This is a genomic window from Olleya sp. Hel_I_94 (assembly GCF_007827365.1).
GTDB lineage: Bacteria > Bacteroidota > Bacteroidia > Flavobacteriales > Flavobacteriaceae > Olleya.
The window spans coordinates 1,590,966-1,616,681 of record NZ_VISI01000002.1 but is presented as its reverse complement, the minus strand read 5'-3'; the positions used below and the strand labels follow the sequence as shown (position 1 = coordinate 1,616,681).

General features: G+C 32.6%; 21 protein-coding genes. 11 read left to right on the top strand and 10 right to left on the bottom strand.

Annotated features, from left to right (window positions below):
• Positions 1-81 precede the first annotated feature (81 nt).
• Complete coding sequence (locus tag JM82_RS10505) at positions 82-537, bottom strand: GAF domain-containing protein (RefSeq protein ID WP_145003324.1); 456 nt, start codon at positions 535-537, stop codon at positions 82-84.
• A gap of 79 nt (positions 538-616) precedes the next feature.
• Here JM82_RS10505 and xrtF point away from each other — a divergent pair, with 79 nt between their 5' ends.
• The 3 genes from xrtF to JM82_RS10490 all read left to right on the top strand — a co-directional run bounded on the left by xrtF (position 617) and on the right by JM82_RS10490 (position 5,740).
• Positions 617-1,159: an exosortase family protein XrtF gene (xrtF, locus tag JM82_RS10500; RefSeq protein WP_145003321.1), complete on the top strand. Its 543-nt coding sequence runs from the start codon at positions 617-619 to the stop codon at positions 1,157-1,159.
• A complete protein-coding gene (locus JM82_RS10495; protein WP_145003318.1) occupies positions 1,160-1,588 on the top strand; it encodes an exosortase F system-associated membrane protein in 429 nt (142 codons plus the stop codon).
• A gap of 198 nt (positions 1,589-1,786) precedes the next feature.
• A complete protein-coding gene (locus JM82_RS10490) occupies positions 1,787-5,740 on the top strand; it encodes a LamG-like jellyroll fold domain-containing protein (protein WP_145003315.1) in 3,954 nt (1,317 codons plus the stop codon).
• A 77-nt stretch (positions 5,741-5,817) separates the two neighbouring features.
• Here the strand turns inward: JM82_RS10490 and groL are convergent, their stop codons facing one another.
• From groL to miaB, 8 genes are all read right to left on the bottom strand, one after another.
• The gene (gene groL / locus JM82_RS10485) at positions 5,818-7,449 is read right to left on the bottom strand and encodes a chaperonin GroEL (protein WP_145003312.1); all 1,632 of its coding nucleotides are present in this window, start codon (positions 7,447-7,449) and stop codon (positions 5,818-5,820) included.
• A 117-nt stretch (positions 7,450-7,566) separates the two neighbouring features.
• Positions 7,567-7,845 (bottom strand): co-chaperone GroES, encoded by a 279-nt coding sequence (groES, locus tag JM82_RS10480; protein WP_028283491.1) that lies wholly within the window; start codon positions 7,843-7,845, stop codon positions 7,567-7,569.
• Between the two features lie 142 nt (positions 7,846-7,987).
• A complete protein-coding gene (gene secG / locus JM82_RS10475; protein ID WP_145003309.1) occupies positions 7,988-8,344 on the bottom strand; it encodes a preprotein translocase subunit SecG in 357 nt (118 codons plus the stop codon).
• 13 nt (positions 8,345-8,357) lie between these two features.
• Complete coding sequence (locus JM82_RS10470; RefSeq protein WP_145003306.1) at positions 8,358-9,278, bottom strand: hypothetical protein; 921 nt, start codon at positions 9,276-9,278, stop codon at positions 8,358-8,360.
• 4 nt (positions 9,279-9,282) lie between these two features.
• The gene (locus tag JM82_RS10465; RefSeq protein ID WP_145003303.1) at positions 9,283-9,789 is read right to left on the bottom strand and encodes an LptE family protein; all 507 of its coding nucleotides are present in this window, start codon (positions 9,787-9,789) and stop codon (positions 9,283-9,285) included.
• 30 nt (positions 9,790-9,819) lie between these two features.
• Positions 9,820-11,088 carry a sigma-54 interaction domain-containing protein gene (locus JM82_RS10460; RefSeq protein ID WP_145003300.1) on the bottom strand — a complete coding sequence of 423 codons (1,269 nt, stop codon included), beginning with the start codon at positions 11,086-11,088 and terminating at the stop codon, positions 9,820-9,822.
• A 9-nt stretch (positions 11,089-11,097) separates the two neighbouring features.
• Positions 11,098-12,021 carry a hypothetical protein gene (locus tag JM82_RS10455; protein ID WP_145003297.1) on the bottom strand — a complete coding sequence of 308 codons (924 nt, stop codon included), beginning with the start codon at positions 12,019-12,021 and terminating at the stop codon, positions 11,098-11,100.
• A 26-nt stretch (positions 12,022-12,047) separates the two neighbouring features.
• Positions 12,048-13,493, bottom strand: coding sequence for a tRNA (N6-isopentenyl adenosine(37)-C2)-methylthiotransferase MiaB (miaB, locus tag JM82_RS10450; RefSeq protein ID WP_145003294.1), 1,446 nt, complete (start codon positions 13,491-13,493; stop codon positions 12,048-12,050).
• A gap of 155 nt (positions 13,494-13,648) precedes the next feature.
• On the opposite strand from miaB, the gene topA reads away from it, so the two are divergent.
• From topA to JM82_RS10415, 7 genes are all read left to right on the top strand, one after another.
• The gene (gene topA / locus JM82_RS10445) at positions 13,649-16,177 is read left to right on the top strand and encodes a type I DNA topoisomerase (RefSeq protein WP_145003291.1); all 2,529 of its coding nucleotides are present in this window, start codon (positions 13,649-13,651) and stop codon (positions 16,175-16,177) included.
• A gap of 9 nt (positions 16,178-16,186) precedes the next feature.
• The gene (locus JM82_RS10440; RefSeq protein WP_145003288.1) at positions 16,187-17,353 is read left to right on the top strand and encodes a formimidoylglutamase; all 1,167 of its coding nucleotides are present in this window, start codon (positions 16,187-16,189) and stop codon (positions 17,351-17,353) included.
• Positions 17,354-17,516: 163 nt separating this feature from the next.
• Complete coding sequence (gene gldK, locus JM82_RS10435) at positions 17,517-18,884, top strand: gliding motility lipoprotein GldK (protein ID WP_145003285.1); 1,368 nt, start codon at positions 17,517-17,519, stop codon at positions 18,882-18,884.
• 61 nt (positions 18,885-18,945) lie between these two features.
• The gene (gldL, locus tag JM82_RS10430; protein WP_145003282.1) at positions 18,946-19,578 is read left to right on the top strand and encodes a gliding motility protein GldL; all 633 of its coding nucleotides are present in this window, start codon (positions 18,946-18,948) and stop codon (positions 19,576-19,578) included.
• Positions 19,579-19,626: 48 nt separating this feature from the next.
• A complete protein-coding gene (gene gldM, locus JM82_RS10425; protein ID WP_145003279.1) occupies positions 19,627-21,192 on the top strand; it encodes a gliding motility protein GldM in 1,566 nt (521 codons plus the stop codon).
• Between the two features lie 43 nt (positions 21,193-21,235).
• A complete protein-coding gene (gene gldN, locus JM82_RS10420; protein WP_145003276.1) occupies positions 21,236-22,135 on the top strand; it encodes a gliding motility protein GldN in 900 nt (299 codons plus the stop codon).
• Between the two features lie 104 nt (positions 22,136-22,239).
• Entirely contained in the window at positions 22,240-23,280 is a 1,041-nt protein-coding gene (locus JM82_RS10415; RefSeq protein ID WP_145003273.1) for an NAD(P)/FAD-dependent oxidoreductase, read from the top strand.
• Positions 23,281-23,286: 6 nt separating this feature from the next.
• Here JM82_RS10415 and JM82_RS10410 read toward each other — a convergent pair whose 3' ends face one another.
• The gene (locus JM82_RS10410; RefSeq protein ID WP_145003270.1) at positions 23,287-23,685 is read right to left on the bottom strand and encodes a DUF983 domain-containing protein; all 399 of its coding nucleotides are present in this window, start codon (positions 23,683-23,685) and stop codon (positions 23,287-23,289) included.
• 108 nt (positions 23,686-23,793) lie between these two features.
• Between JM82_RS10410 and JM82_RS10405 the strand changes: the two genes are divergently transcribed.
• Complete coding sequence (locus JM82_RS10405) at positions 23,794-25,698, top strand: ABC-F family ATP-binding cassette domain-containing protein (RefSeq protein ID WP_145003267.1); 1,905 nt, start codon at positions 23,794-23,796, stop codon at positions 25,696-25,698.
• Positions 25,699-25,716 lie beyond the last annotated feature (18 nt).

Here is a 25,716-nt window from a genome sequence, read left to right as displayed (position 1 = left end):
CAAGCAAATTTAGGTAAAAGGAAATTGTTTTAGTTGAAAAACTTGAGTGGTTTTTCAACTAAAACAAGTAGTTATTAACATCTAAAGTATTTCTGAAACTTTACTACAAACAAACTCTAAAAAGCGCTCGTCAGCTTCTGTAAAAGGATCAGGTGTGTTGGAGTCGATGTCTATCTGTCCTATATTTTCTCCATTTACAAAAATAGGAACAACAATTTCTGCTTTAACAGTTATACTACAAGCAATGTAATTATCTTGTGCTGCAACATCAGGTACTACAAAATTTTGATTACTAACTGCGACTTGACCACAAATACCTTTTCCAAAAGGGATAATGGTATGGTCTGTTGGTGCGCCAACGTATGGTCCTAGTTTAAGCTCGTTTTTATCTCCATTTTTAAAATAAAAACCTACCCAATTATAATAGGATACGTTATCATCTAGAAGTTGGCAAATTTGTAATAATTTTTCGTCTCTAGTGTTATTTGTATTGGAAACAATAGTTTCAATCTGAGGTTTTAAAGTTTCGAAAGCCATTTATTTGAAAATTTTGGTAAAAGTATTTAAAAAGACGTAATTTTAACCATTATAAAAACTTAAAATTTATTCTTTTTTATTGAAAGATTTAATTGTAAAATATCGACTAGTAATCAAGTTTATACTTACTTTTTTGTTGGTATACGGATTTTTGTCTCTGGCGTATAACTTTTATTTAGACGCCTCAAAAGGTAGTCTGTATTATCCCGATTACATTACTAATTTGGTCGCTAATCAATCTAAAAACTTACTAGAAAATTTTGGATATTCGACACAAGTTATTCCGCATCCAAATGAACCATCGATGAAATTAATACTAGAAGGTAAGTATTTGGCTAGGGTTATAGAGGGTTGCAATGGTATGAGTATAATTATTCTATTTGTTTCTTTTATTGTTGCTTTTTCAGGAAAAATTAAAACAACAGTTTTATATTTATTATCAGGTAGTGTCTTATTGTATGTAGTTAATCTTTTACGCATCGTTATATTGTCTATTGGATTATACCATTATCCCTGGCGTAAGGAAGAGTTGCATACAGTTATTTTTCCTGCTATAATTTATGGAATGGTTTTTTTACTTTGGATGTTTTGGGTTAATCGGTTTTCCAATATCAATAAGTAGATGAAAAAATGGTATAAATATGGTATAGTAGCTTTTTTATTTATCCTTTTGGCATTAATAAGGTGGTTTGAAAACGAGTTGTTTTATGATCCCTATTTATTGTTTTTTCATAACGATTATTTATATATGGATTCTCCAAGACAAGAAGTGTTTAAGTTAGTGGTTAATACCTCGTTTAGATATTTTTTAAATACAATAATTTCGTTACTTATATTATATGCTTTTTTTAAAGAAAAAAGTTTGATAACATTTTCAGGTATAATTTATTTAGTGTCGTTTATAGTCTTGATAATGTGTTATTTGTATTTTGTTTTAGATCCAAAACAAGAAAACTATTATATCTTTTTTAACCTTCGTCGTTTTTTAATACAACCAGTTATTCTTTTATTGCTATTTCCTGCTTTTTATTACAATAAACTACGTCGATAGTTTAATGCTGTAACATTCTAATGTGTTTAAAGTCAAAGCTTTTTGTCGTTAAAATAATCATTTTCTTACATTTGGTCGGTTATAGGTGTCTTTTGGCGATTAAATGGTTTCAGTCTAAGTCTGTAAACCTACTTTTGCTTCAATATCATTTACTTTGCCCGAGTGATGATATATCCCTCAAATTAAAAATCTTAACCTATGAAGAAAACTACTTTGTTTTTCAGTGCGCTTATGTGTGCGATGTTATTTTTGTCTTTTACAGCCCAAGCGCAAGAATCAGATTTTGATAGTGACGGTATTGTTGATCGATTAGATGTCGATGACGATAACGATGGGATTAGAGATACTGTAGAGTGTCCTGCTATTTCTGGAGCTGCTAATGCACAAGGTGATAAAATTTCTTGGGAATTAAATAATATTCAAGTCTACACAATTGGAGCCAATGCAAATGGTTTAGGTTACCAAGAGTCTGGTTTTCAAAAAGAAGTGTATGATAGAGGTCAGCCTTTAACAGTTTTAAATGGCGCTTCGGATTATTCTTTTACGCAAACTACAGCAGGTACAGCTACAACTACTTTAGGGACATTTGCAAATGGTACGTTAGATTTTGAACATAATTATCTTTATAGGTTATATGAAATAAATGAATTCAGAACGACAACACTTGGGAGTGCTACCTCAGGTAGTGGGCCTTCTAATGGATTATACGTAAAACCAGAAGTAGGCTCTCAAACTGGAGATTACTATACAGTAAATATTAATTTCACAGAAGCTGTAGCATCTTTTAGTTTTGATTTTGTTGATATATACGATACTAATACAGATACTGCAGTAATGAATTATGAAGTTTATGCAGATGGAAACTTAATTGCATATTTTAGCAATGCTTACTTTGGAGATGATGCTACAGGAAATATTAATCTATATGATGCTAACGGTACTTTTAGAGGATCTGTTTTAGCTGGTCAAAATATAGAAAATACAATAGGATTTGTAACGCATGAGCCTGTTAGTCATGTTGCAATAAAGCATATTGCAGTTTCCGGTGGTTTAGCAGCAGGAACACATGATCCTCATGGATTAGATAGTTTGGCTTATAGTTTTTTATGTCAACCACAATTTGATATTGATGTTGATAATGATGGTATTCCTGACAATGTTGAAGCACAGTCAACTTCAGGATATATAGCTCCAAGTGGAGTTGTAAATACTAGTGGTGCTAATAATGGTATGTATAATAATTATGGTTCTGGATTTACACCTGTAAATACAGATGGGACAGATTTACCAGATTATTTAGATACAGATACTGATAATGACGGAATTTTAGATATTAACGAAAACGGTCAGGCTAGCTCATTATCTAACATTGATACTGATAAAGATGGTTTAGATAATAATTTTGATTTTGTAACTGTAGGTTACGACTCTAATGACGAAGTGACTACAGGAGATATTCCAAATCTTGTGTCTTCTTTTGGAGATTTTGATAATGATGCAGCAACAGGAGGTGATTTAGATTATAGAGATAGCAATACGGCTATTATTGGATCTAATACCATAGATTTTGATGGTGTCGATGATTATTTAGATGCGCCTAATTTTATTAGTAATTGGACAGAAGCTACAATGATGGCTTGGGTTAAAATTGAAGGGAATAATACTGCGTTACCTAACCTATTTAGCATAGTAGGACAAGAAAATATGCGTTTATACATAAGTAATGGTAGAGTGCCAGGATTTCTTGTGTATACTCAGGATCAAGTTACTGCATCAGATAATTATCCAGATACAAGTTTTACAGCATTACCTGACCCTTCACTTAATTTAAAAATTGAAAGTGATTTATGGTATCATATTGCAGGTGTTTTTGATGCATCAACAAATTCTGTTAAACTATACGTCAATGGTGAGTTAGTTGGTACTGAAACAGATCCATTGTTAAATTCAGAATTACTAACTAAAAATTTTAATGGAACCTCTCATATTTATTCAAGTAGACCTTTTACAGTAGGAAGGTATCCAACCAATACTAGTCCAGCAGGTTTTGGACATTTAGATGGTAATATTGATGAGGTTAGAGTCTTTAAAAAAGCGTTAACTACAGATCAACTACAGAGTATGGTTTATCAAGAAATTGAAAATAACTCTGGAACAATACAAGGAGCAATTATTGAAAAAGATATTATTGATTTTACAACGTCAGCACCAATACAATGGGCTGCATTAGAAGCATATTATCCAATGACAAATATTGTTAATGGTTTGGCTTATGACGAATCTAATGCATCACGTCATTTAAAATTAAATAATATCACAACAGTACAAGAGCAAACTGCACCTATGCCTTATCAGTCTTCAAGTAATGGAGCTTGGACAAATGAAAGCACTTGGTTGCATGGTGATGTTTGGGATATTGAAAACTTACCAAATAAAGATTGGTCAATAGTTAATATTAAAAACCGAGTGACTACAAATGCGTCACACACACATTTAGGTTTAATTATAGACAATAATAAAACACTTGTTGTTAATGGTGATAATGAAATTAAAAACACTTGGTATTTAGAGCTAAATGGAGTTTTAAATTTGAAAAATGAATCTCAGTTAGTACAAACTAGATTAAGTGAATTAAAGGTTACAAGTTCGGGTAAGATAATAAGACGTCAGCAAGGAACTAATAATGTTTACAGATATAACTATTGGAGCTCTCCTGTAGGCGCACAAAGTACAGTGGCTAATAATACAGACTTCTCTTTAAATATGTTAAGTGATGCTAATGGAGCAATACAGTTTACTACAGGTTATACACCTCCTGTTACTACTCCCGCAACTTTAAGTACGTATTGGTTATATACTTATAAAAACGGATTTAATTATTATCAATGGGCTCCATTGGATGAAAACTCTGGTATTGAAGCAGGAGTAGGTTATTCACAAAAAGGAACAGGAGTAGGGACTACTGATTTTGAATATTTTTTCGAAGGAAAACCAAATAATGGAGATATTTTAATTAGTGTAAATGATGCAGGTGGACCTGGATCTGTAGGAGGTATCTCTAAAACACAGTATTTATTGGGTAATCCTTATCCATCTGCTATTGATGCAAATGCTTTTATAGATGATAATGAGGGTTTAATTAATGGAGCAGTCTACCTTTGGGAACAATGGGCTGGTAATAGCCACGTTTTAAATCAATATGAAGGCGGTTATGCTATTTTAAATAAATTAACAGGAGTTAAAGCATATCAATTTGTAGGTTTAGATGGTGCAGATACAGGTGTGCAAAGCGGAACTAAAACTCCAAAACGTTACATTCCAGTTGCTCAGGGTTTTATGGCTGAAATTGTAGGAAGTGGAAATGTAGAATTTAACAATGATCAACGTGTGTTTAAAACGGAAGTTTCTGGTGAATCTCAATTTTTAAGATCTAGCTCAAATACAACGCAAAATAATGATGCTTCAGAAATGCAAATTATGAGATTAGAATTTGAAACATCTAATCATTTAATTAGAGAATTAGTTTTAGGATTTGGGAATAATACTGGAGATGATGTTTTTGATTACGGATATGACGCTAAAGCAAATGATTTTTTTGCAAATGATTTATTGTCTACTTTAAATAACGAAAAATATGCTATTCAAGCATATTCTACAATTCAATCTGATAAAGAAGTAGCATTAGTTTTAAATAGTGATGCAACTGTAACTTATTCTATTAGAATGACTGAGGCAGAAAATATTGATGATGATCAAGTAATCTATTTATATGATACTTTAGAAGGTGTATATCATGATTTAAGAACAGGAGATTATAACTTTAGTGCGACAGCTGGAGAAGATGCTACACGTTTTAAAATTGTATTTAATTCAGGTGAATCTTTATCAAACGAAGACTTTGAAGCTGCTAACGATATTTCAATTTTTGTTAATAATAATCTAAGCCAACTACATATTAAAGGTTTGAGTCAGGATGTAAAAAGCTTAAATTTAATTAATATGCTAGGTCAAAACGTAATGAAAATGACTAACGTAAATGCAAACCAAGTAAGCTCAGGAGTTAAACTTAGTAACTTAAGTACTGGAGTTTACATTGTAGATGTTACTTTAAAAGATGGAAGAACATTATCTAAAAAAGTTACGATTAACTAATTTAGATTTAAATATATAAAAAAGCCTCAACATTTGTTGAGGCTTTTTTTGTATTTTAATAATAGGTTTAGAATGTATTACATCATTCCTGGCATACCTCCACCCATAGGCATTCCGCCTCCAGCGCTTTCTTCTTTAATATCAATTAAAGCACATTCAGTAGTTAAGATCATTCCAGCAACAGAAGCAGCATTTTCTAATGCAATTCTTGTTACTTTTTTAGGATCTATAATACCAGCTTTAAGCATGTCTACGTAAGTTTCTGTCTTCGCATCGTATCCAAAGTCTTTTTTACCTTCCATAACCTTAGATACAACAACGCTACCTTCTCCACCAGCATTTTCAACTATAGTGCGTAAAGGCGCTTCAATAGCACGCGCTACAATTTGTATTCCTGTAGTTTCGTCTAAGTTTTCAGTAGTAATCTTTTCTAGAACAGATTTTGCTCTAACTAAAGCAACACCACCTCCAGCAACAATACCTTCTTCTACAGCAGCACGAGTTGCGTGTAAAGCATCATCTACACGGTCTTTTTTCTCTTTCATTTCAACTTCACTAGCTGCACCAACATAAAGTACTGCTACACCACCTGCTAACTTAGCTAGACGTTCTTGTAGTTTCTCTTTATCGTAGTCACTAGTCGTTGTTTCTATCTGAGCTTTAATTTGATTAACTCTGTTTTTAATTAAGCTTTTGTCTCCAGCTCCATTAACAACAGTTGTGTTGTCTTTGTCAATTGTAACACGTTCTGCAGTACCTAACATTTCTAAAGTAGTATTTTCAAGAGTAAAACCTCTCTCTTCAGATACCACTGTTCCACCTGTTAAAATAGCAATATCTTCTAACATTGCTTTTCTGCGGTCTCCAAACCCTGGAGCTTTAACTGCAGCAATTTTAAGAGATCCACGTAATTTATTAACTACTAAAGTCGCTAAAGCTTCTCCATCAACATCTTCTGCAATAATTAATAAAGGTTTACCTGATTGAGCAACTGGCTCTAATACTGGTAATAAATCCTTCATTGTAGATACTTTTTTATCGTATAATAAAATGTATGGATTTTCTAAATCAGTAATCATTTTGTCACTGTTAGTCACAAAATAAGGAGATAGATAACCTCTGTCAAACTGCATACCTTCTACAATATCGACGTACGTTTCCGTTCCTTTAGCTTCTTCTACAGTGATAACACCTTCTTTTCCAACTTTGCCAAATGCTTTAGCAATTAAATCTCCAATAACATCATCGTTATTTGCAGATATAGAGGCAACTTGTTTTATTTTTTCAGAAGAGTTTCCTACTTCTTTAGATTGTTTACCTAAATCAGTTACTATAGCTTCTACTGCTTTGTCAATTCCACGTTTTAAATCCATTGGATTGGCACCTGCAGCAACGTTTTTTAAACCTTCTTTTACTATAGCTTGTGCTAATACAGTTGCGGTAGTTGTTCCGTCTCCTGCTAAATCATTAGTTTTTGAAGCTACTTCTTTTACCATTTGAGCTCCCATGTTTTCTAATGGGTCCTCTAATTCTATTTCTTTAGCAACACTTACTCCATCTTTAGTAACGACAGGAGCACCAAAAGATCGGCTAATAATAACGTTTCTTCCTTTTGGTCCTAAAGTAACTTTTACTGCATTTGCTAATGCATCTACACCACGTTTTAATCCATCACGTGCTTCTACATCAAATTTTATGTCTTTTGCCATTTTTATTTTATTTTACTTACAGTTTGAAGAATTATCTATGAACTATAAGATTGATTAATTGTAATAATTTTGTTTTGAAAACTTTTTAGAACGCTTTGTCCTAAATTGTAAGCCATATTAGATAATAGCCATAATGTCTTCTTCACGCATCATTAAATACTCTTTTCCGTCTAATTTGATTTCAGATCCTGAATATTTTCCATAAAGTACTGTATCTCCAACTTTAACCGTTAAAGGTTCGTCTTTTTTACCGTTTCCAATAGCAACGATAGTTCCTTTATGTTGTTTTTCTTGAGCTGTGTCTGGTATGTATAAACCAGAAGCTGTTTGTGTTTCCGCAGGAAGTGCTTCAACTAGCACACGGTCTGCAAGTGGTTTAATGTTTAATTTACTCATAATATATATGTTTAATTAATTAGAATATTTGTGGTTAATAATAAGCTAAAAATGTGCCAATAGAAGACAACTGACAAACTTGCAGAAACAAAAAATGCCAACTGATTAAGTTGGCATTTTAAAGTATATTTTTGAAAAAGGATTATTCTCCAGCTTCAGGTGTAATTTCTTTTGTTGCTTCGTCTGCAGTTGGAGCAGGAGTAGTAGGTGTTGGTAACTCTATATTGTCACTTTCTAAAATTTTAGATTCTCCAGCAGTTCCATTTCTATCAATACCTAAGCTAGAAGCTAAGATTAATGCTAATAAGATAGTTGCTAATGTCCAAGTACTTTTGTCTAAAAAGTCTGTTGTTTTTTTGACACCACCTAATTGTTGTGTTCCACCACCTCCAAAAGAAGAAGATAATCCTCCACCTTTAGGGTTTTGTACCATTATTACGACTACTAGTAGAAATGCTACTATCACGATTAGGACTAAAAAGATTGCAAATGTGCTCATTATAATATGTTATTTATTCTTGTAATTTTTCTATTGCTTTAATTTGGTCTGCAAAGAAACCACTTTTTTCTGGATATTTCAAACTTAAAATTTTATAAGATTGAATCGCTTTTTTATAGTTTTTTTGTTCCACATAAATACGTGCTAAAGTTTCGGTCATTAATGACTCTGGTTGAATCATTTGTTCTTTAGCTATATTGTGGTTTGTAATGTTTGATTTTTTTGCTTCTAACTTTGGGTTTTTAGTAATAAACTTATCAATTAACTCAAACTTTTTAGCACGCTCAATTTCATTTATATCATTACTCTTTTCTGTTTCAGCGGTAGCAGTAGTTGTTTTTTTATCAACTGTTTCTCTTTCAATGGGCTTGTATTGCGCTAAATTTAACCATTCGTTAAAACTATGTGTTTCTGATTTTTCAAATTGTAGAGGCGTTCCTATTTTAAGGATAGCTTCTGCTTTTTCAGTATCGTTATTAGTTTTGACGGTGTCTAAATTACTGTCTTCAAAATTATTGTTTTCAGTTTTTGGCTGAAATAATTCTGGATTTATAGTATGTCTAGCGTCTTCAATATGTTGATTAAGCGCAGCGTCATGGCTTGTTATATTGCTTGCAGAAATATCTTCTGTAACGACTTCTATGCTATTGATGTAGTCTAAATTGTGTTTTATGTATTCTGAAACTTCATTTTGATTAAAAGTCTCAGAGGTAATAAAGTCAAATAAAATACTTCGGTCTGTGGTGTAAGCAGCTGTAGTTTTTAACGCTTGATTGTATTTAAAACTTTCTTTGTTTTTTAAACCTTTAAGGTAAATGGCTCTAGCCGATTGAAAATACGGAAACTCTTTAATAATACTATCAAGCAGGTCTGTTTGATCCGTATTTATTAGCTGAGGCTGTTGAAGTATTTTGGATAATTCTTGGCTAGTCATTTGTTTACCAATTAGCAAGTGATGCGTTAAATATATCTTGTGTTAGACGTTCAAAAATTTCTTCAAAAGCAGTGGTTTTGATTGCGCCTGACAATAGCTCGCTACCTGTATAATCATAGTAAAAAGAGAATTTTTTTTCAAAATCGTTTTCGTCATCTTTTTTATTATAATATCTAACATTTACACCAATAGTTAATCTGTTTTGTGCTGCGGTACTGTTTGCTGTTGCAGTAGTTGGAGAAATACGATATTCTGTAATTTCGCCTTCGTACACTAAATCTCCATTTGAGTTAACTAGGCTTAAACTGGTTTGATTTAGTATTAAGTCTTGTAAAGCTATGGTAAAATCTCTTTCTAATCCTGGCTCTACCAAAGGTGCGTTGTTTTGAAAATAATTAACCTGAAACGTTTTAGCATCTCCTAGGTCTTGTACACCTGTAAATGAATATGCACCACAACCAAAAACGGTTGCAATAATGGTTAGTAATAAAATATATTTAAGTGGTTTCATGTAATTATTGTTTTACTTTAAAACGTTAGATTATAAATCAAATTGTTTGATTTTACGATAAAGTGTACGTTCGCTAATACCTAACTCTTCTGCAGCCAGTTTGCGTTTTCCGTTATGACGCTCTAAAGATTTTTTTATTAATTCTAGTTCTTTATCATGCAATGACAAGGTTTCTTCCTCTTCAATTTCTTCTGCAAAGTGGTATTTATCTTGAGCTGTATCCATAGGATTGGAATTAGAAATTCCAGAATTTTGTGCTATAGATAATACTTCCATGTCTTCTACATGCTCATCAAACTCGGCTTCACTTTCATTTTCGCCATAAATTTTCTGGATTAATGTTTCATTGTTTTTCTGAACATCTTTTGCATTACCTGTTTTCATTAATTCCATGGTCAGCTTTTTTAAGTCGTTTAAATCGGCTTTCATGTCAAATAATACTTTGTATAGTATCTCACGCTCGCTACTAAAATCACCTTCGGACTTGGCATTATTAATAACTGCTGGAAGATTATTTCCGCTTGGTAAATAACTATCTAAAACTTGTGCTGTAATGGTCCTGTTTTGTTCTAAAACAGAAACTTGTTCTGCAACATTACGCAGTTGTCTTATATTTCCGCTCCAGCGATATTTTAATAATAAATTTATGGCATCATCCGATAACTTGATGGTTGGCATTTTATATTTTAATGCAAAATCACTAGCAAATTTGCGGAATAATATGTGGATGTCTTCTTGTCGCTCTCGTAAAGGCGGAAGATTGATGTCTACTGTACTTAAACGGTAAAATAGGTCTTCTCTAAATTTTTCTTTTTTAATAGCATCAAACATATTTACGTTTGTTGCTGCAACAATCCTTACATTGGTTTTTTGTACTTTACTGGATCCAACTTTTATAAACTCACCATTTTCTAAAACACGTAAAAGACGGACTTGTGTAGTTAAGGGTAACTCTCCGACTTCATCTAAAAAAATGGTTCCTCCATCTGCAACTTCAAAATAGCCACTTCTAGTAGCAGTAGCACCTGTAAAGGCACCTTTTTCATGACCAAAAAGCTCGCTATCTATTGTTCCTTCTGGAATTGCACCACAGTTAACTGCAATGTATTTACCGTGTTTACGATGCGATAATTGATGGATTATTTTTGGAATACTCTCTTTTCCAACACCACTTTCTCCTGTTACTAAAACAGAAATATCTGTTGGAGCGACTTGAATTGCTTTTTCAATAGCGCGATTTAATGTCGGGCTATTTCCAATAATTCCGAAACGTTGTTTTATTGATTGTATAGATTCCATTTTAACTTTTTAGTTAGTGTAATTAAAATTTTCTTCTTGTACTAAGCTTATGCCATCTAAAGAAAACACACCTGTTCTACTTGTAATTCGGTTTGCGGTATTGTAAGTCATCATAAATGTAACTGTGTTTCCTTCTGCTGTAACAGAATTCCAGTTATTTGTACTATGAAACTGAACTATGATTGGTCCAGCCTCTTCAGTATAATCATCATCCAAAATAGATAACCAATATTGATCACTAAATCCTGCTTTTAAAGGATTGGTAAAGTTGTCGTAACCATAGGTTGTGTTGTTATCATTTTCTCCAGAAGAAATTACAGATATGCAGTTTCCGTTAGCATTATAAGTTAAAATTTCTTGCTGGATGCTAAAACCGTCTTCAAACGATATTTTTTCAATTAATCTACCTGAAGCATCTTTTTTGTATTGGGTCTCTACTGGATTTCCTGCCTCTGTTTTAGTTATAGTATTTCCTGATGTTGTAAAGTTATAGGTGTAATCTTCTGTGTCGTCTTCAAAGTCATCATATGCAATTTGAGAAATATTGTCTGAAGAATAGCTAATATTAGTTTGATTGATTTGAGTAGATCCTTCAAAGTTTTTAACTGTAATAATTTTTCCAGAAGCATCTCTAGTAAGCGTTCCGCTGGCTACTATAGGAAAACCAAAAGCAACAGTTTCGACATCTAAATCTGATACCTTATTGTTGTCATTAAAAGTAAAATCTGTATTTATGGTTATTGGTCCTAAAAAAGGGACTTCTGTATCAACATCCCAAGTGTAACTTGATAATTGTAAATCATCACTACCTGTTCCTTCTGTTGGGTCAGGCTCGCCTGTAATTGTGTCGTCTGCAGCAAAGCCTTCTAAAGGTTCGTTTTGACAAGAGGTTATAAAGCTAAGTGTTACTAGTAGTATAATTATTTTTTTCATGATATGTTATAATAAGGTCAATACGATTAATTGTTTGCGCTGTTTACGGCTTTACCAATAAGTGTAGCTTTAGTACAATCTGTTACAGTTACGTTTACTAAATCTCCAATTTTATAATGTTCTTTTGGAAAAACAACAACAATGTTTTGTTGTGTGCGACCAGACCATTCTTGGTTTGATTTTTTTGATTCTCTTTCTACTAAAACTTCAACTGTTGTGTTTAAAAACTGTCTAGTTCTATATTCACTATGTATTAATTGTAGTGCTATGATTTCTCTTAGACGTCTACTTTTTGTTTCTTCAGGTATATCGTCTTCAAATTTACGTTCCGCTAAAGTCCCAGGACGCTCAGAGTAGGTAAACATGTATCCAAAGTTATATTTTACATATTCCATTAGGCTTAATGTGTCTTGATGGTCCTGTTCAGTTTCGGTTGGAAAACCTGAAATCATATCTTGACTAATCGCACAATTTGGAATTATTCTTTTAATATTATCTATTAAGGTAAAATATTCTTCTCGTGTATGTAAGCGATTCATTGCTTTTAATATGCGATTACTTCCGCTTTGTACAGGTAAATGTATGTGATTACATATATTATCGTATTTAGCCATGGTTTCAATAACCTCAAGATGCATATCTTGTGGATTAGACGTGCTAAATCTAATACGCATAGTAGGTTGTGCTTTGGCGCATAACTCTAATAGCTTAGCAAAATCTGTAGCAGTCGCTTTTTCAAAATCTGTGGCTTTTTCAAAATCTTTTTTCATTCCGCCTCCATACCAAAGGTAGCTATCTACATTTTGTCCTAGTAATGTAATTTCTTTATAGCCTTTGTTCCAAAGATCATTTACTTCTTCAATAATACTTTGTGGATCACGACTGCGCTCTCTTCCTCTTGTAAAAGGGACAACGCAAAACGTACACATATTATCACAACCTCTAGTTATTGATACATAAGCGGTAACACCATTACTGTTTAATCTTACAGGACTAATGTCTCCATAGGTTTCTTCTTTAGACAGTATTACATTTATCGCATCGCGACCTTCATCTACTTCGGCTATTAAATTAGGTAGGTCTTTATAGGCATCAGGTCCTACAACTAAATCAACTATCTTTTCTTCTTCTAAAAACTTACTTTTTAAACGTTCTGCCATACAGCCTAACACACCCACTTTCATTTTAGGGTTGATGTCTCTTTTTATAGCATTATACTTTTGTAAACGTTTACGTACTGTTTGTTCTGCTTTATCACGTATAGAGCAGGTGTTAACCAATACTAAGTCTGCTTCTTCTAAAACTTGTGTCGTATTAAATCCTTCGTTTTGAAGGATAGAAGCGACAATCTCACTATCACTAAAATTCATAGAGCAGCCATAACTTTCTATAAAAAGTTTTTTACTATTCTCTTTTTTTTCAGGGATAACTAATGTCTCTCCTTGTTTGTTTTCGTCTATTGTCTTTTCCATAAATATATTGAAATCACTCATCTCCAATAAGCACGCAAAGATAGGATTATTTTAAAATTATGACAATCTGACAGACCTTTAATTTTAGCTAAAAGTTATAAAATTAGGATGATAAATTTTTTTTGATATACCTTTGCACTCACAAAAATCGAAGAATGGCGAAGAATTTAGTAATAGTAGAGTCACCAGCAAAAGCAAAAACAATAGAGAAATTTTTAGGAAAAGACTTTAAAGTCGAATCCAGTTTTGGGCATATTGCTGACTTACCATCTAAGGAATTAGGAGTAGATGTAGACGGAGATTTTGATCCAAAATATGAAGTGTCTTCAGATAAAAAGTCGCTAGTTAAAAAATTAAAAGATTTAGCTAAAAAAGCCGAAATGGTTTGGCTAGCTAGTGATGAGGATAGGGAAGGAGAGGCTATTGCATGGCATTTAGCCGAGTCTTTAAACCTAGATAAAGATAAAACAAAACGAATCGTTTTTCATGAGATTACAAAAACTGCAATACAAAAAGCGGTTGAAAATCCAAGACAAATTGATTATGATTTAGTAGATGCACAGCAAGCACGTCGTGTATTAGATAGAATTGTAGGTTACGAGCTATCTCCAGTTTTATGGCGTAAAGTAAAAGGAGGGTTGTCTGCAGGTCGTGTACAATCAGTATCTGTTAGATTAATTGTTGAGCGTGAACGCGAAATACAGGATTTTACACCAGAAGCATCTTACAGGATTGATGCCGAGTTTTCAAACGAAGCAGGTCAATCTTTTAAAGCTAAACTACCAAAAACGTTTGGTACTAAAAAAGAAGCATTTGACTTTTTAGAAAGTAATGCAGCTGCTAACTTTAAGGTCGCTGACTTAACTAAAAAGCCAGCAAAAAAATCTCCAGCAGCACCATTTACAACGTCAACCTTACAGCAAGAAGCATCTCGTAAATTATATTTTTCTGTAAGTAAGACTATGACTATGGCTCAGCGTTTATACGAAGCTGGTTTGATTACTTATATGAGAACAGATAGTGTAAACTTATCTGACGAAGCTAGAAAAGGTGCAGAAAAAGAAATAATTGAAGCTTACGGTAAAGAATACGCTAAAGAACGCAACTTTAAAGGTAAATCCAAAGGAGCTCAAGAAGCTCACGAAGCGATTAGACCAACCGACTTTAAAACGCATAGTGTAGATATTGATTATGATCAGGCTAGATTATACGATTTAATTTGGAAACGTGCTATTGCATCACAAATGAGTGAAGCACAATTAGAACGCACAAATGTTAAAATTGAAGCAGATACACATGACCAAACCTTTACAGCAAATGGAGAGGTAATTAAATTTGAAGGGTTTTTAAAAGTATATTTAGAAGGTACTGATGATGAAGATTTAGAGCAAGAAGGTATGCTTCCAGCAATGAAAACTAATGAGACGCTTTTAAATAAATACATATCAGCTACTGAGCGTTATAGTCGTGCACCATATAGATATACTGAGGCTTCTTTGGTTAAGAAGTTGGAAGAGTTAGGTATTGGACGACCATCTACATATGCACCAACCATTTCTACTATTCAAAACAGGAATTATGTAGAAAAAGGAGCAATTGATGGTGTTGAGCGTGAGTACACACAGTTAATGTTAGAAGAAGGTAGTGTAAAGGATAATACGTTAACAGAAAAAGTAGGTTCAGATAAAGGAAAGCTTGTGCCAACAGATATTGGTATGATTGTTACGGACTTTTTAGTAAATCATTTTGAAAGTATTTTAGACTATAATTTTACTGCAAAAGTAGAAAGTCAATTTGATGATATAGCCGAAGGGAAGGAAGACTGGAAAAAAATGATGAAAACCTTCTATAAGAAATTTCACCCAGTTGTCGTTGATGTACAAGAAAATGCAGATAGAGAATCCGGAGAGCGTATCTTAGGTAAAGACCCTAAAACAGGTAAGCAAGTAAGCGTACGTTTAGGTAAGTTTGGTCCAATGGTACAAATGGGAACTGTAGACGACGAAGAAAAGCCAACCTTTGCTAGTTTAAGTCCAGATCAACAATTAGGTAGTATAACCTATGAAGAAGCAATGGATTTATTTAAATTGCCAAGAACTTTAGGTAAGTATGAAGATGAAACCGTAGAAGTAAATAATGGTCGTTTTGGTCCTTATGTAAAATATGGTGATAAATTTGTATCCTTAGCTCCTGGTCAAGATCCATTAAATATAGAGATTGAAGATGCAATAGAACTTATTAAAGGAAAAGAAATTGCAGACGCTCCTGTGTATAATTATAAAGGACACGGAGTCACAAAAGGAAAAGGACGTTTTGGACCTTTCATTAAATGGAATGGTTTATTTATAAATGTCAATAAAAAATACGATTGGGATAACTTAACTAATGAAGAAATTGAAGAATTAGTTGATGCTAAAATTCAAAAAGAAATAGATAAAGTTGTTCATAATTGGGAAGATGAAGGCATACGTGTAGAAAAAGCACGTTGGGGAAGACATAATATTTTAAAAGGAAAAATTAAAATAGAGCTTCCTAAGACGGTAGACGCTGCAGCTTTAACTTTGGATGAGGTTAAAGATATGATTGAAAAGAAAGCGCCTAAAAAGAAAGCAGCAGCTAAGAAGAAAGCGCCAGCAAAGAAAAAAACAACTACTAAGAAAAAAACAACAGCTAAAAAGAAATAGTATTATATAATGAATTTTAATTTTCTTACTCCAGTCCCAGATACTGTTTTAGCGCATAATCAATTATTATCGCCTTTAAGTTTAGGTCAAAAAATTAAAATTCATTCTGAGCAGCATGGACTGCCAGATCTTAATAACGTTAAAATTGCAATTGTAGGTGTTCTTGAAAATCGAAACGATGTTAATTACATTGGAGAAGATTTTAATTTGAATGAAATAAGAAAATCATTCTACACTTTATACCCTGGAAGTTGGAGTTCGTCGATTGCGGATATTGGTGATATTCAAAAAGGAGATACTGTTGACGATACTTATTTTGCCTTAAAAGAAACATTAATTACTTTAATAGAAAATAAGATTATCCCAGTAATAATAGGAGGTAGTCAAGATTTGTCCTACGTAAACTATCGTGCTTATGATAGTTTAATGCCAATGGTTAACATTGTAAATGTGGATAAATCTTTTGATTTAGGAGATTCTTCTAAACCAATAAAAAATACTAGCTTCGTCGGGAAAATTATTTTAGACGAGCCTTATAATCTTTTTAATTACGCCATTATAGGTTATCAAACTTACTTTAATAGTCAAGAAGAGATAGATTTAATGGAGCGTTTATATTTTGAACCTTATCGCTTAGGAGAAATATCTAATGATCTTACATTAGTAGAGCCAGTAATGCGTGATGCTAATATAGTTACGGTTGACTTAGGAGCCTTAAAAGCATCTGAGGTAAGTCAAAAACAAAAAGTATCGCCAAACGGTTTGGATGGAAAAGAAATTTGCACAGTAGCAAGATATGCAGGAATCAGCAATAAAGTATCTTCATTTGGTATTTACGAGTATAAACCATCTCAAGATGATGACATTACATCCATGCTAATATCTCAAATGATATGGTATTTTATAGAAGGTGTAAATTGCAGAGTTAAAGATGATGATTTTTCTAATGGTGATAATCATCAAAAATTCATTACTTTAGCGGAGTCTCACGAATTAATTTTTTATAAGAGCACAAAAACAGGACGCTGGTGGATAGAAATACCATTTTTAGCAAATGTTAATAATAAATTAAAAAAACACACGTTATTACCATGCACGCATCAAGACTATCTAGATGCTTGTAATGACAAAATACCAGAGCGTTGGTATAAGGCATTTCATAAAAATAGCGTGTAATCGATATAGACGAACAGATAAACGACAATTAATATCGTTTAAATGTTAAATTTTTACGATGAAATGTATTTTTTTTTGTCGAAAAAGTTGTTTTTTAAAAAATATATAAATATGTTTACGCTCTTAAAAAATTTAAGAGTATAAAATTAACCTCGAGTTTTAAATGAATATGAAGAAGTTTGTATTATTAACAGCGGTTTTCGCACTATTAGTAAGTTGTGGATCAAAAGATAAGGGTCAGCTTGTTGGTGTCAAAGGTAAAAAATGGCACCCAGAAAAACCTTACGGTATGACATTAGTTCCTGGTGGAGCTTTTATTATGGGTAAAGCAGATGATGATTTAGCCGGAATCCAAGACGCACCTGCAAAAACAGTAACTGTAGCATCATTTTACATGGATGAGACAGAAATAACTAATAGTGAGTATCGTCAATTCGTAGAATGGGTAAGAGATTCTACAATCCGTACTAAATTAGCAATATTAGCTGATGAGGTTGGAATGACTCAAGCTGATGGTGGTATTGGAGAATTTGCTTTTAAAGATGCAGATACAACCAATTCTTCAGCTTACGAAAAATACATGCTAGATAACTATAGTGGTCTAGGAGAAACTGGTTATGAAGGTAGAAAACTAAATCACGATGTTGATTTAATTTTTGATACTGCAGACTATCCAGATGAGTATTACGTAGAGGTTATGGATACAATGTATTTACCATTAGAAGAATCTTACAACGGTCAACGTACTTGGGATGTAACTAAATTTAAGTTCCAGTATACTTATATGGACATAGCCAAAGCTGCAAAAAATAAAAACTTACGTCGTAAAGATGTAATCGTTAGAGAAGAGGTTGAAATCTATCCAGATACTACATCTTGGATTAGAGATTTTGCATATTCTTATAACGAGCCTATGCACAATGATTACTTCTGGCATGATGCTTACAGTGATTATCCTGTAGTAGGTGTGTCTTGGCAACAAGCTAAAGCATTTTGTGAGTGGAGAACAAAACACCATAATGATGCAAGAAGAGAAAGAAAAATGCATAACGTAGCACGTTACAGATTACCGTCAGAAGCTCAATGGGAGTATGCTGCAAGAGGTGGTCTTCAAGCTGCAACTTTTCCTTGGGGAGGACCTTATGCTAAAAATGATAGAGGATGTTTTATGGCTAACTTTAAGCCATTACGTGGTGATTACGCAGCAGATCAATCTTTATATACTGTAGAAGCTGATGCTTATGAGCCAAATGACTTTAACTTATATAATATGGCTGGAAACGTTTCGGAATGGGTAGACTCATCTTACGATCCTTCTTCATATGAATATGCTTCAACAATAAACCCAAGTGTAAATGATGCTAATAACAAACGTAAAGTTGTTCGTGGTGGTTCTTGGAAAGATGTTGCATATTACCTGCAAGTAAGTTCAAGAGATTATGAATATGCAGATTCTGCAAGAAGTTATATTGGTTTCAGAACTGTACAAGATTACATGGGAACAGACGTAACTGCTAACGCAAGACAATAATTAAACTAAACAACTAAATACTTAACAACTAAAACTTAACAACTAAAAAAACTTAGAAATTATGGCACAAAAGAAATTATCAACAATGAATATGGTTTATGGTATTGGAGCAGCAATTGTAATTATTGGAGCTTTATTTAAAATACAACACTGGCCTTATGGATCTCTTATTTTAACAATAGGAATGATTGTTGAAGCAATCGTATTTACTTTATCTGCTTTTGAAAAGCAAGGTGGTGAATTGGATTGGGCATTAGTATACCCAGAATTAGCAGGTGGACAAGCAACAACTAAAAAAGCTGCTAAAGAAGAGCCAAAAGATGCTGAAGGATTATTATCTAAAAAATTAGACAACTTATTAAGAGAAGCTAAAATTGATGGTGAATTAATGAGTAGCTTAGGTGCAAGCATCAAAAACTTTGAAGGCGCTGCAAAAGGAATTTCTCCAACAGTAGATTCTATGGCTGCAACTAAAAAGTATGGTGAAGAAATGTCATTAGCTGCTGCACAAATGGAGTCTTTAAACAGTCTTTATAAAGTACAAATGGAAAGTGCAAGTCGTCAAGCTTCAATCAATGAAGAAGCTGTTGAAAACGCAACTAAATTAAAAGAGCAAATGCAATCTTTAGCATCTAACTTATCTTCTTTAAACGGAGTATATGGTGGTATGTTATCTGCAATGAACAAAAACTAATTAGTGATTAATATCAACTAATATTAATAAATAATAAACTAATTAGAAATGGCAGGAGGAAAACAGTCCGCAAGACAAAAGATGATTAACTTGATGTACTTAGTATTTATTGCAATGATTGCAATGACTATGTCAAAAGAAGTGCTATCTGCATTCGGGTTAATGGATAAGAAATTTGATAGAGCTAATGAGTTAGCTATCGCATCAAATAATGGTATTTTAACGCAGTTAAAAACACAAGCTGAAGAAAAGCCTGATGAATTTGATTCAGCAAATAAATTAGCTAACCAAATTAGTGCAATATCTGACGATTTTTATAAATTCTTAGGAACTGTAAAAACTAATGATATTGTTAAAAATGGTGGTTATGAGTTAGAAGCAAATGGTGATTTACCTTACGAAGAAATGGATAAAGGTGATAAACTTGATGAGCTTTGGTTTACTGGAGACAGATTAACAAAAAGAGGACAAGAGGTTTTAGACAGAATAGAGAAGTATAAGGCAGATATCAAAGCTGTATTACCTAAAGAAGGTAAATGGCAGCCTGTAGTTCAAAGTTTTGAAGATCGCTTTAGTACTGCACCAGTTAAAGATAATGATGGTGTTGAGAAAAAATGGTTAGATTACCACTTCCAAGGTTTTCCAGCTATTGCATCTTACACTAAGTTAACTGCAATGCAAAATGATGTTAAAGCTACTGAGACTAATATCTACAACGGATTTTTAGGAAACTTAGTTAGTAACGCTACGTCTTTAAAAAATTATACAGCTATTGTTTTAGCTGATAAATCTGCGTTTTTTGCTGGAGAGAAATTTCAAGGAAAAGTAGTATTAGGTAAATATGCAAACGTTGCACCAACTAAAATGAGTGTAGCAGGTAAAGAAGTTGATTTGTCTAAAGCAATCGATTCAACTGGAGCAGCAACATTAGATTTTAATGTTGGTAACGTTGGAGAGCATGATATTGACGGTAAATTTACTTTCGTAGAAGATGGTAAAGAACTAGAAATTCCTATTATTGGAAACTACGTTGTAGTACCAAGACCAAATTCAGCAACTATATCAGCTGATAAAATGAATGTGGTTTATAGAGGTGTTTCTAATCCAATGACTATTTCTTTTGCAGGTGTACCTGATAATAAAGTTAATGCTACTGGAGCAGGATTATCTAAAGCTAGTGGTATTGGAAAATACTCAATGAATCCAGGAACAGGTAAAGAAGTTACTATTAACGTAACAGCTAAATTAGATGATGGTTCAAATGCTTCAGATAGAGCGGTCTTTAGAATTAAAGATATTCCAAAACCTACTGGAACTATTGCAGGTCAGTCTGAAGGTGGTTTACCAAGAAATAACATTGAAATTGGTACAATTAAAGCAGAATTAACTGACTTTGATTTTGATTTACCTTTATCAGTAACGTCATTTAAATTTAAAGTACCTGGTCAAGCTACTGTTAATGTTAACGGTAATAAACTTAATGGAACTGCTAAAGCTGCATTAAGAAAAGCAAGAAGAGGTGACGCAGTACAAATATTTGATATTAAGTCTAAAGCAAATTCTAGCGTTAGAATTAAGCCAGCAAGTCCAATAGCAATTGAATTAGCTAACTAATCAAACTATTTGATTAATTAAAAATTATAAAAACAATTTTCAGATGAATTACAAATCTTTATTAGCAGTCGTATTTGGTGTAGCATTTACCGCACAAATCAATGCGCAATCTAATATTCTTAATGCTAAATCTCCAAAAGAGATTGGTGTTAGAACAGATGAACAAAAAGCGTTAGATAACGATAAGCCTCTAGAATACGGTTATGTTGATGATAGAGATGTTATGTTTGCTAAAATGACTTGGGAGAAAGTTGTATTAGATGAACGTGTAAATTTCCCATTGTACTACCCAGTAGATACAAATAACATTGGAAGTGATAGACGTTCTTTATTTGATGTGCTTACAAAAGCTATTGACGAAGGTCAAATCGAAAATGTATACAACGATTCTTATTTTACAGGAAAACGTACTAAAAAAGAGTTAGCTCAAATTAGAACAGCTGTAGATACTATGGACATTGGATACGATCAGTTAAATGCTGATGGTTATGTTGATCCAGAGTATATTACTACAACTACTATTTCATCTTATGATGTTTCTGCTTACTTAATTAAAGGTATGTGGTATTTTGATAAGCGTCAAGGAGAATTAAAATATAGACTTTTAGGTATAGCACCAGCTGCACCAGATGTTAACTATGTTAATTCTAATGACGAAGCTAATAAAGAACCTATTCCTTTATTCTGGATTTTTTATCCAGATGCAAGAGACATTTTACATGAAGCTAAAGCATTTAATGCTAAAAACAGTGCAATGCCTTTCTCTTTTGATCATATATTAAACGCACGTCGTTTTAGTGGTATCATATTTAAAGAAGAGAATGTTTTTGGAGACCGTAAGGTTGAAGAATATATTGCTGAAAATTCATTAATGCAATTATTAGAGTCTGAAAGAATTAAAGAAAAAATCAGAAACTTTGAGTTAGACATGTGGTCTTACTAATAACAGTTTGATTTAATTTTATAAAAACGTTCACTGAAAAGTGAACGTTTTTTTTGTTTTTACAAGTTTCTATTTTATTCATTCAGATATTCTATTTTTGCATTATGAAAGTAGATTATATAATTGTAGGATGTGGACTTGCTGGTATTTCGTTTTGCGAAAAGCTTAAAGCAAATAATAAATCGTTTGTAGTTTTTGAAGATAGCTCTCAGCAATCATCCATTGTTGCAGGTGGATTATATAATCCTGTAACTTTAAAAAGATTTACTCCTGTTTGGAAAAGTGAAGAGCAATTAAAAACAGCCTTACCTGTTTATAATCAACTGGAAAAAGATTTTGGTGTTGACTTAGATTATAAGGTTCCAGTCAGACGACGTTTTACGTCTTTAGGGGAGCAAAATAATTGGTTTGAAGCATCTGATAAAGTCGGTTTAAAACCTTTTATAAATACTACACTTATAGATAATGTAAATCCTAATGTAGACGCACAGTTTAAGCTTGGAGAGGTTTTGAGTACTGGAAGATTAGACACTAAACTTTTAGTTCAAAAATATAAATCTGATATATTATCTAAAGGTTGCTTGATTAGTCAGTCATTTAATCATAATAGTTTAGTTTGTAAAGACAATCAAGTCGTGTATAATGATATTGAGGCTAAACACATTGTTTTTGCGGAAGGTTTTGGAATTAAGCAAAACCCATTTTTTAAAGCATTACCATTAGGTGGTACAAAAGGGCAATTGTTAACTATACATGCACCAGAATTAAAATTGGATTATGTACTTAAATCCAGTGTGTTTGTAATACCATTAGGTAATGATACTTATCGTGTTGGGTCTACATACGAACAAAAAGATAAGACCAACACAATTACAACAGAGGCTAGAGATATGCTTTTAGATAAGCTTAAAACCTTTGTAAAGTGTGATTTTAAAGTGTTGACTCAAGTAGCAGGTGTTAGACCAACAGTTAAGGATAGAAAACCTTTGGTAGGTAGACATAAAGATTTTAAAAACATGTACCTTTTTAATGGATTAGGTTCTCGTGGAGTTATGATCGCACCTTATGTAGCTAACCAATTATACAATTTTATAGAAAATAATGTAGCAATAGATACTGAGATTGATTGCAGTAGGTTTTACTAAATAGTGTTATTTTTTTGCGCTTGATTTTTCAGCTAAATTTTTGTCATAACTCATAAAAATATTAATCCAAATATTTCTTGATAGTCTAACTATAACTGGGTAAAAGACAATCATTGCTGCAATAATAGCAATAAAAGCAGTGTTAAGTGTACTGCCTAAAAATATGTAGCTTATTACAAAAGCAGCAACAGCAAAAGCAATTCCAACACCATAACTAACGTACATTGACCCATAAAAAAAGGATGGTTCTATTTGATATTTAGTGTTGCAATGACTACAACGCTCATTCATACTAAACAGTTTATTTAGCACATATGGGTTTGGATTTGTATACATAGATTCTTGGTGACACTTTGGACAAGCACCTGTAAAAATAGAGTATAATTTAGAGCCTTTTTTAAACATAATAATTGTGTACTTTTGCAATTCAAAAAAATTGGTAGTGAAGTTTAAAACTTCAACTACAAATTTAAGTTTTATTCTTTCAACATTAAGTAACATAAGTCACAATTCATGCTAAATATTCATAATTTATCCATTTCATTTCAAGGAGAATACCTTTTTGAAGACATCACATTTAAATTAGGAAATGGTGATAGAGTAGGACTTATTGGTAAAAATGGAGCCGGAAAGTCAACGATGCTTAAAATTTTGTCAAAGGAATTAGAACCAGATTCTGGTCAAATTGCAGCAGATAAAACTTTAAAAATTGGTTTCTTAAAACAGGACATAGATTTTGTTTTAGGTAGAACTGTTTTAGAAGAATCGTATCAAGCTTTCACTGAAATTAAAGAGATAGAAGCAAAAATTGAGCATATTAATACGCAATTAGCAGAGCGTACAGATTATGAAAGTGATGCGTATCATGATTTTATGGTAGAACTGAGTGATATACAACATCAATATGAGATTTTAGGTGGTTATAACTATCAAGGTGAAACTGAAAAAATACTACAAGGTTTAGGATTTAAACGTGAAGATTTTAATAAACTAACCGATACGTTTTCTGGTGGATGGCGTATGCGTATCGAGCTGGCCAAATTACTATTACAAAATAATGATGTGCTACTTTTGGATGAGCCAACTAACCACTTGGATATCGAGTCTATTATCTGGTTTGAAGGTTTTTTAAAAAATTATCCAGGTGCTGTCGCAATTGTGTCGCACGATAAGATGTTTTTAGATAATGTAACTAATCGTACTATCGAGATTTCTTTAGGACGTATTTATGATTATCCAAAACCTTATACGCAATATTTAGTGTTGCGAGAAGAAATTAGAACACAACAGTTAGCGTCTCAAAAAAATCAACAAAAACAGATAGAACAAACTGAAAAGTTGATTGAAAAGTTTAGAGCCAAAGCCAGTAAAGCAACTATGGCACAATCTTTAATGAAAAAGCTAGATAAGATTGATCGTATCGAGGTTGATGAAGATGACAACAGTGTAATGACCCTAAATTTTCCAGTGTCTATAACGCCAGGAAAAGTTGTGGTCGAAGCTAATAGTGTTTCAAAAAGTTATGGTGATAATCAAGTTTTAACAGGTGTTGATTTATTAATAGAGCGTGATGTTAAAACTGCTTTTGTCGGTCAAAATGGTCAAGGTAAATCAACCTTGGCTAAGATTTTAGTTGGCGACTTAAAGCATGATGGTCATCTTAAGTTAGGTCACAATGTGCAAATAGGGTACTTTGCACAAAATCAAGCAGAATATTTAGATGGTAGTAAAACTGTATTAGATACTATGATTGATGCTGCTAACGAAACCAATAGAAGTAAAGTCCGTGATATTTTAGGATCTTTTTTATTTAGAGGTGAGGAAGCAGAAAAATATGTTAGAGTATTGTCTGGAGGAGAGCGTAATAGGTTAGCTTTAGCTAAATTAATGTTGCAGCCATTTAATGTTTTGATAATGGATGAGCCTACTAACCACTTGGATATTAAATCTAAAAACGTTTTAAAAGATGCCTTACAGCGTTTTGAAGGGACTTTAATATTAGTATCTCACGATAGGGATTTTTTAAAAGGATTAACTAATACTGTTTTTGAATTTAAAGATGGAAACATTAAAAAGTATTTAGGAGATGTTGATTATTATTTAGAGCAACGTAATGTTGAAAACTTACGTGAAGTAGAAAAACGAACGGTTATTAAAAGTCAGCCTAAAGAAACACCTAAACAATCCTACGAAGACCAGAAAAAAGTTAAGTCCCTAAATAACAAGTTAAGTAATTGCGAGTCTAAAATTAATCAATTAGAAAAAGAAATTAAATCAATTGATGCTGAGTTAGCTACTAACTACGACGAAACCGTTGCTAAACCTAAGTTTTTTGAAAACTATCAAGCTAAAAAAGACCAATTAGCAAAGCTAATGCAAGATTGGGAAGATATCACGTTGCAATTGGAAGCATTTTAGTTATTTCTTTTAGGTTTT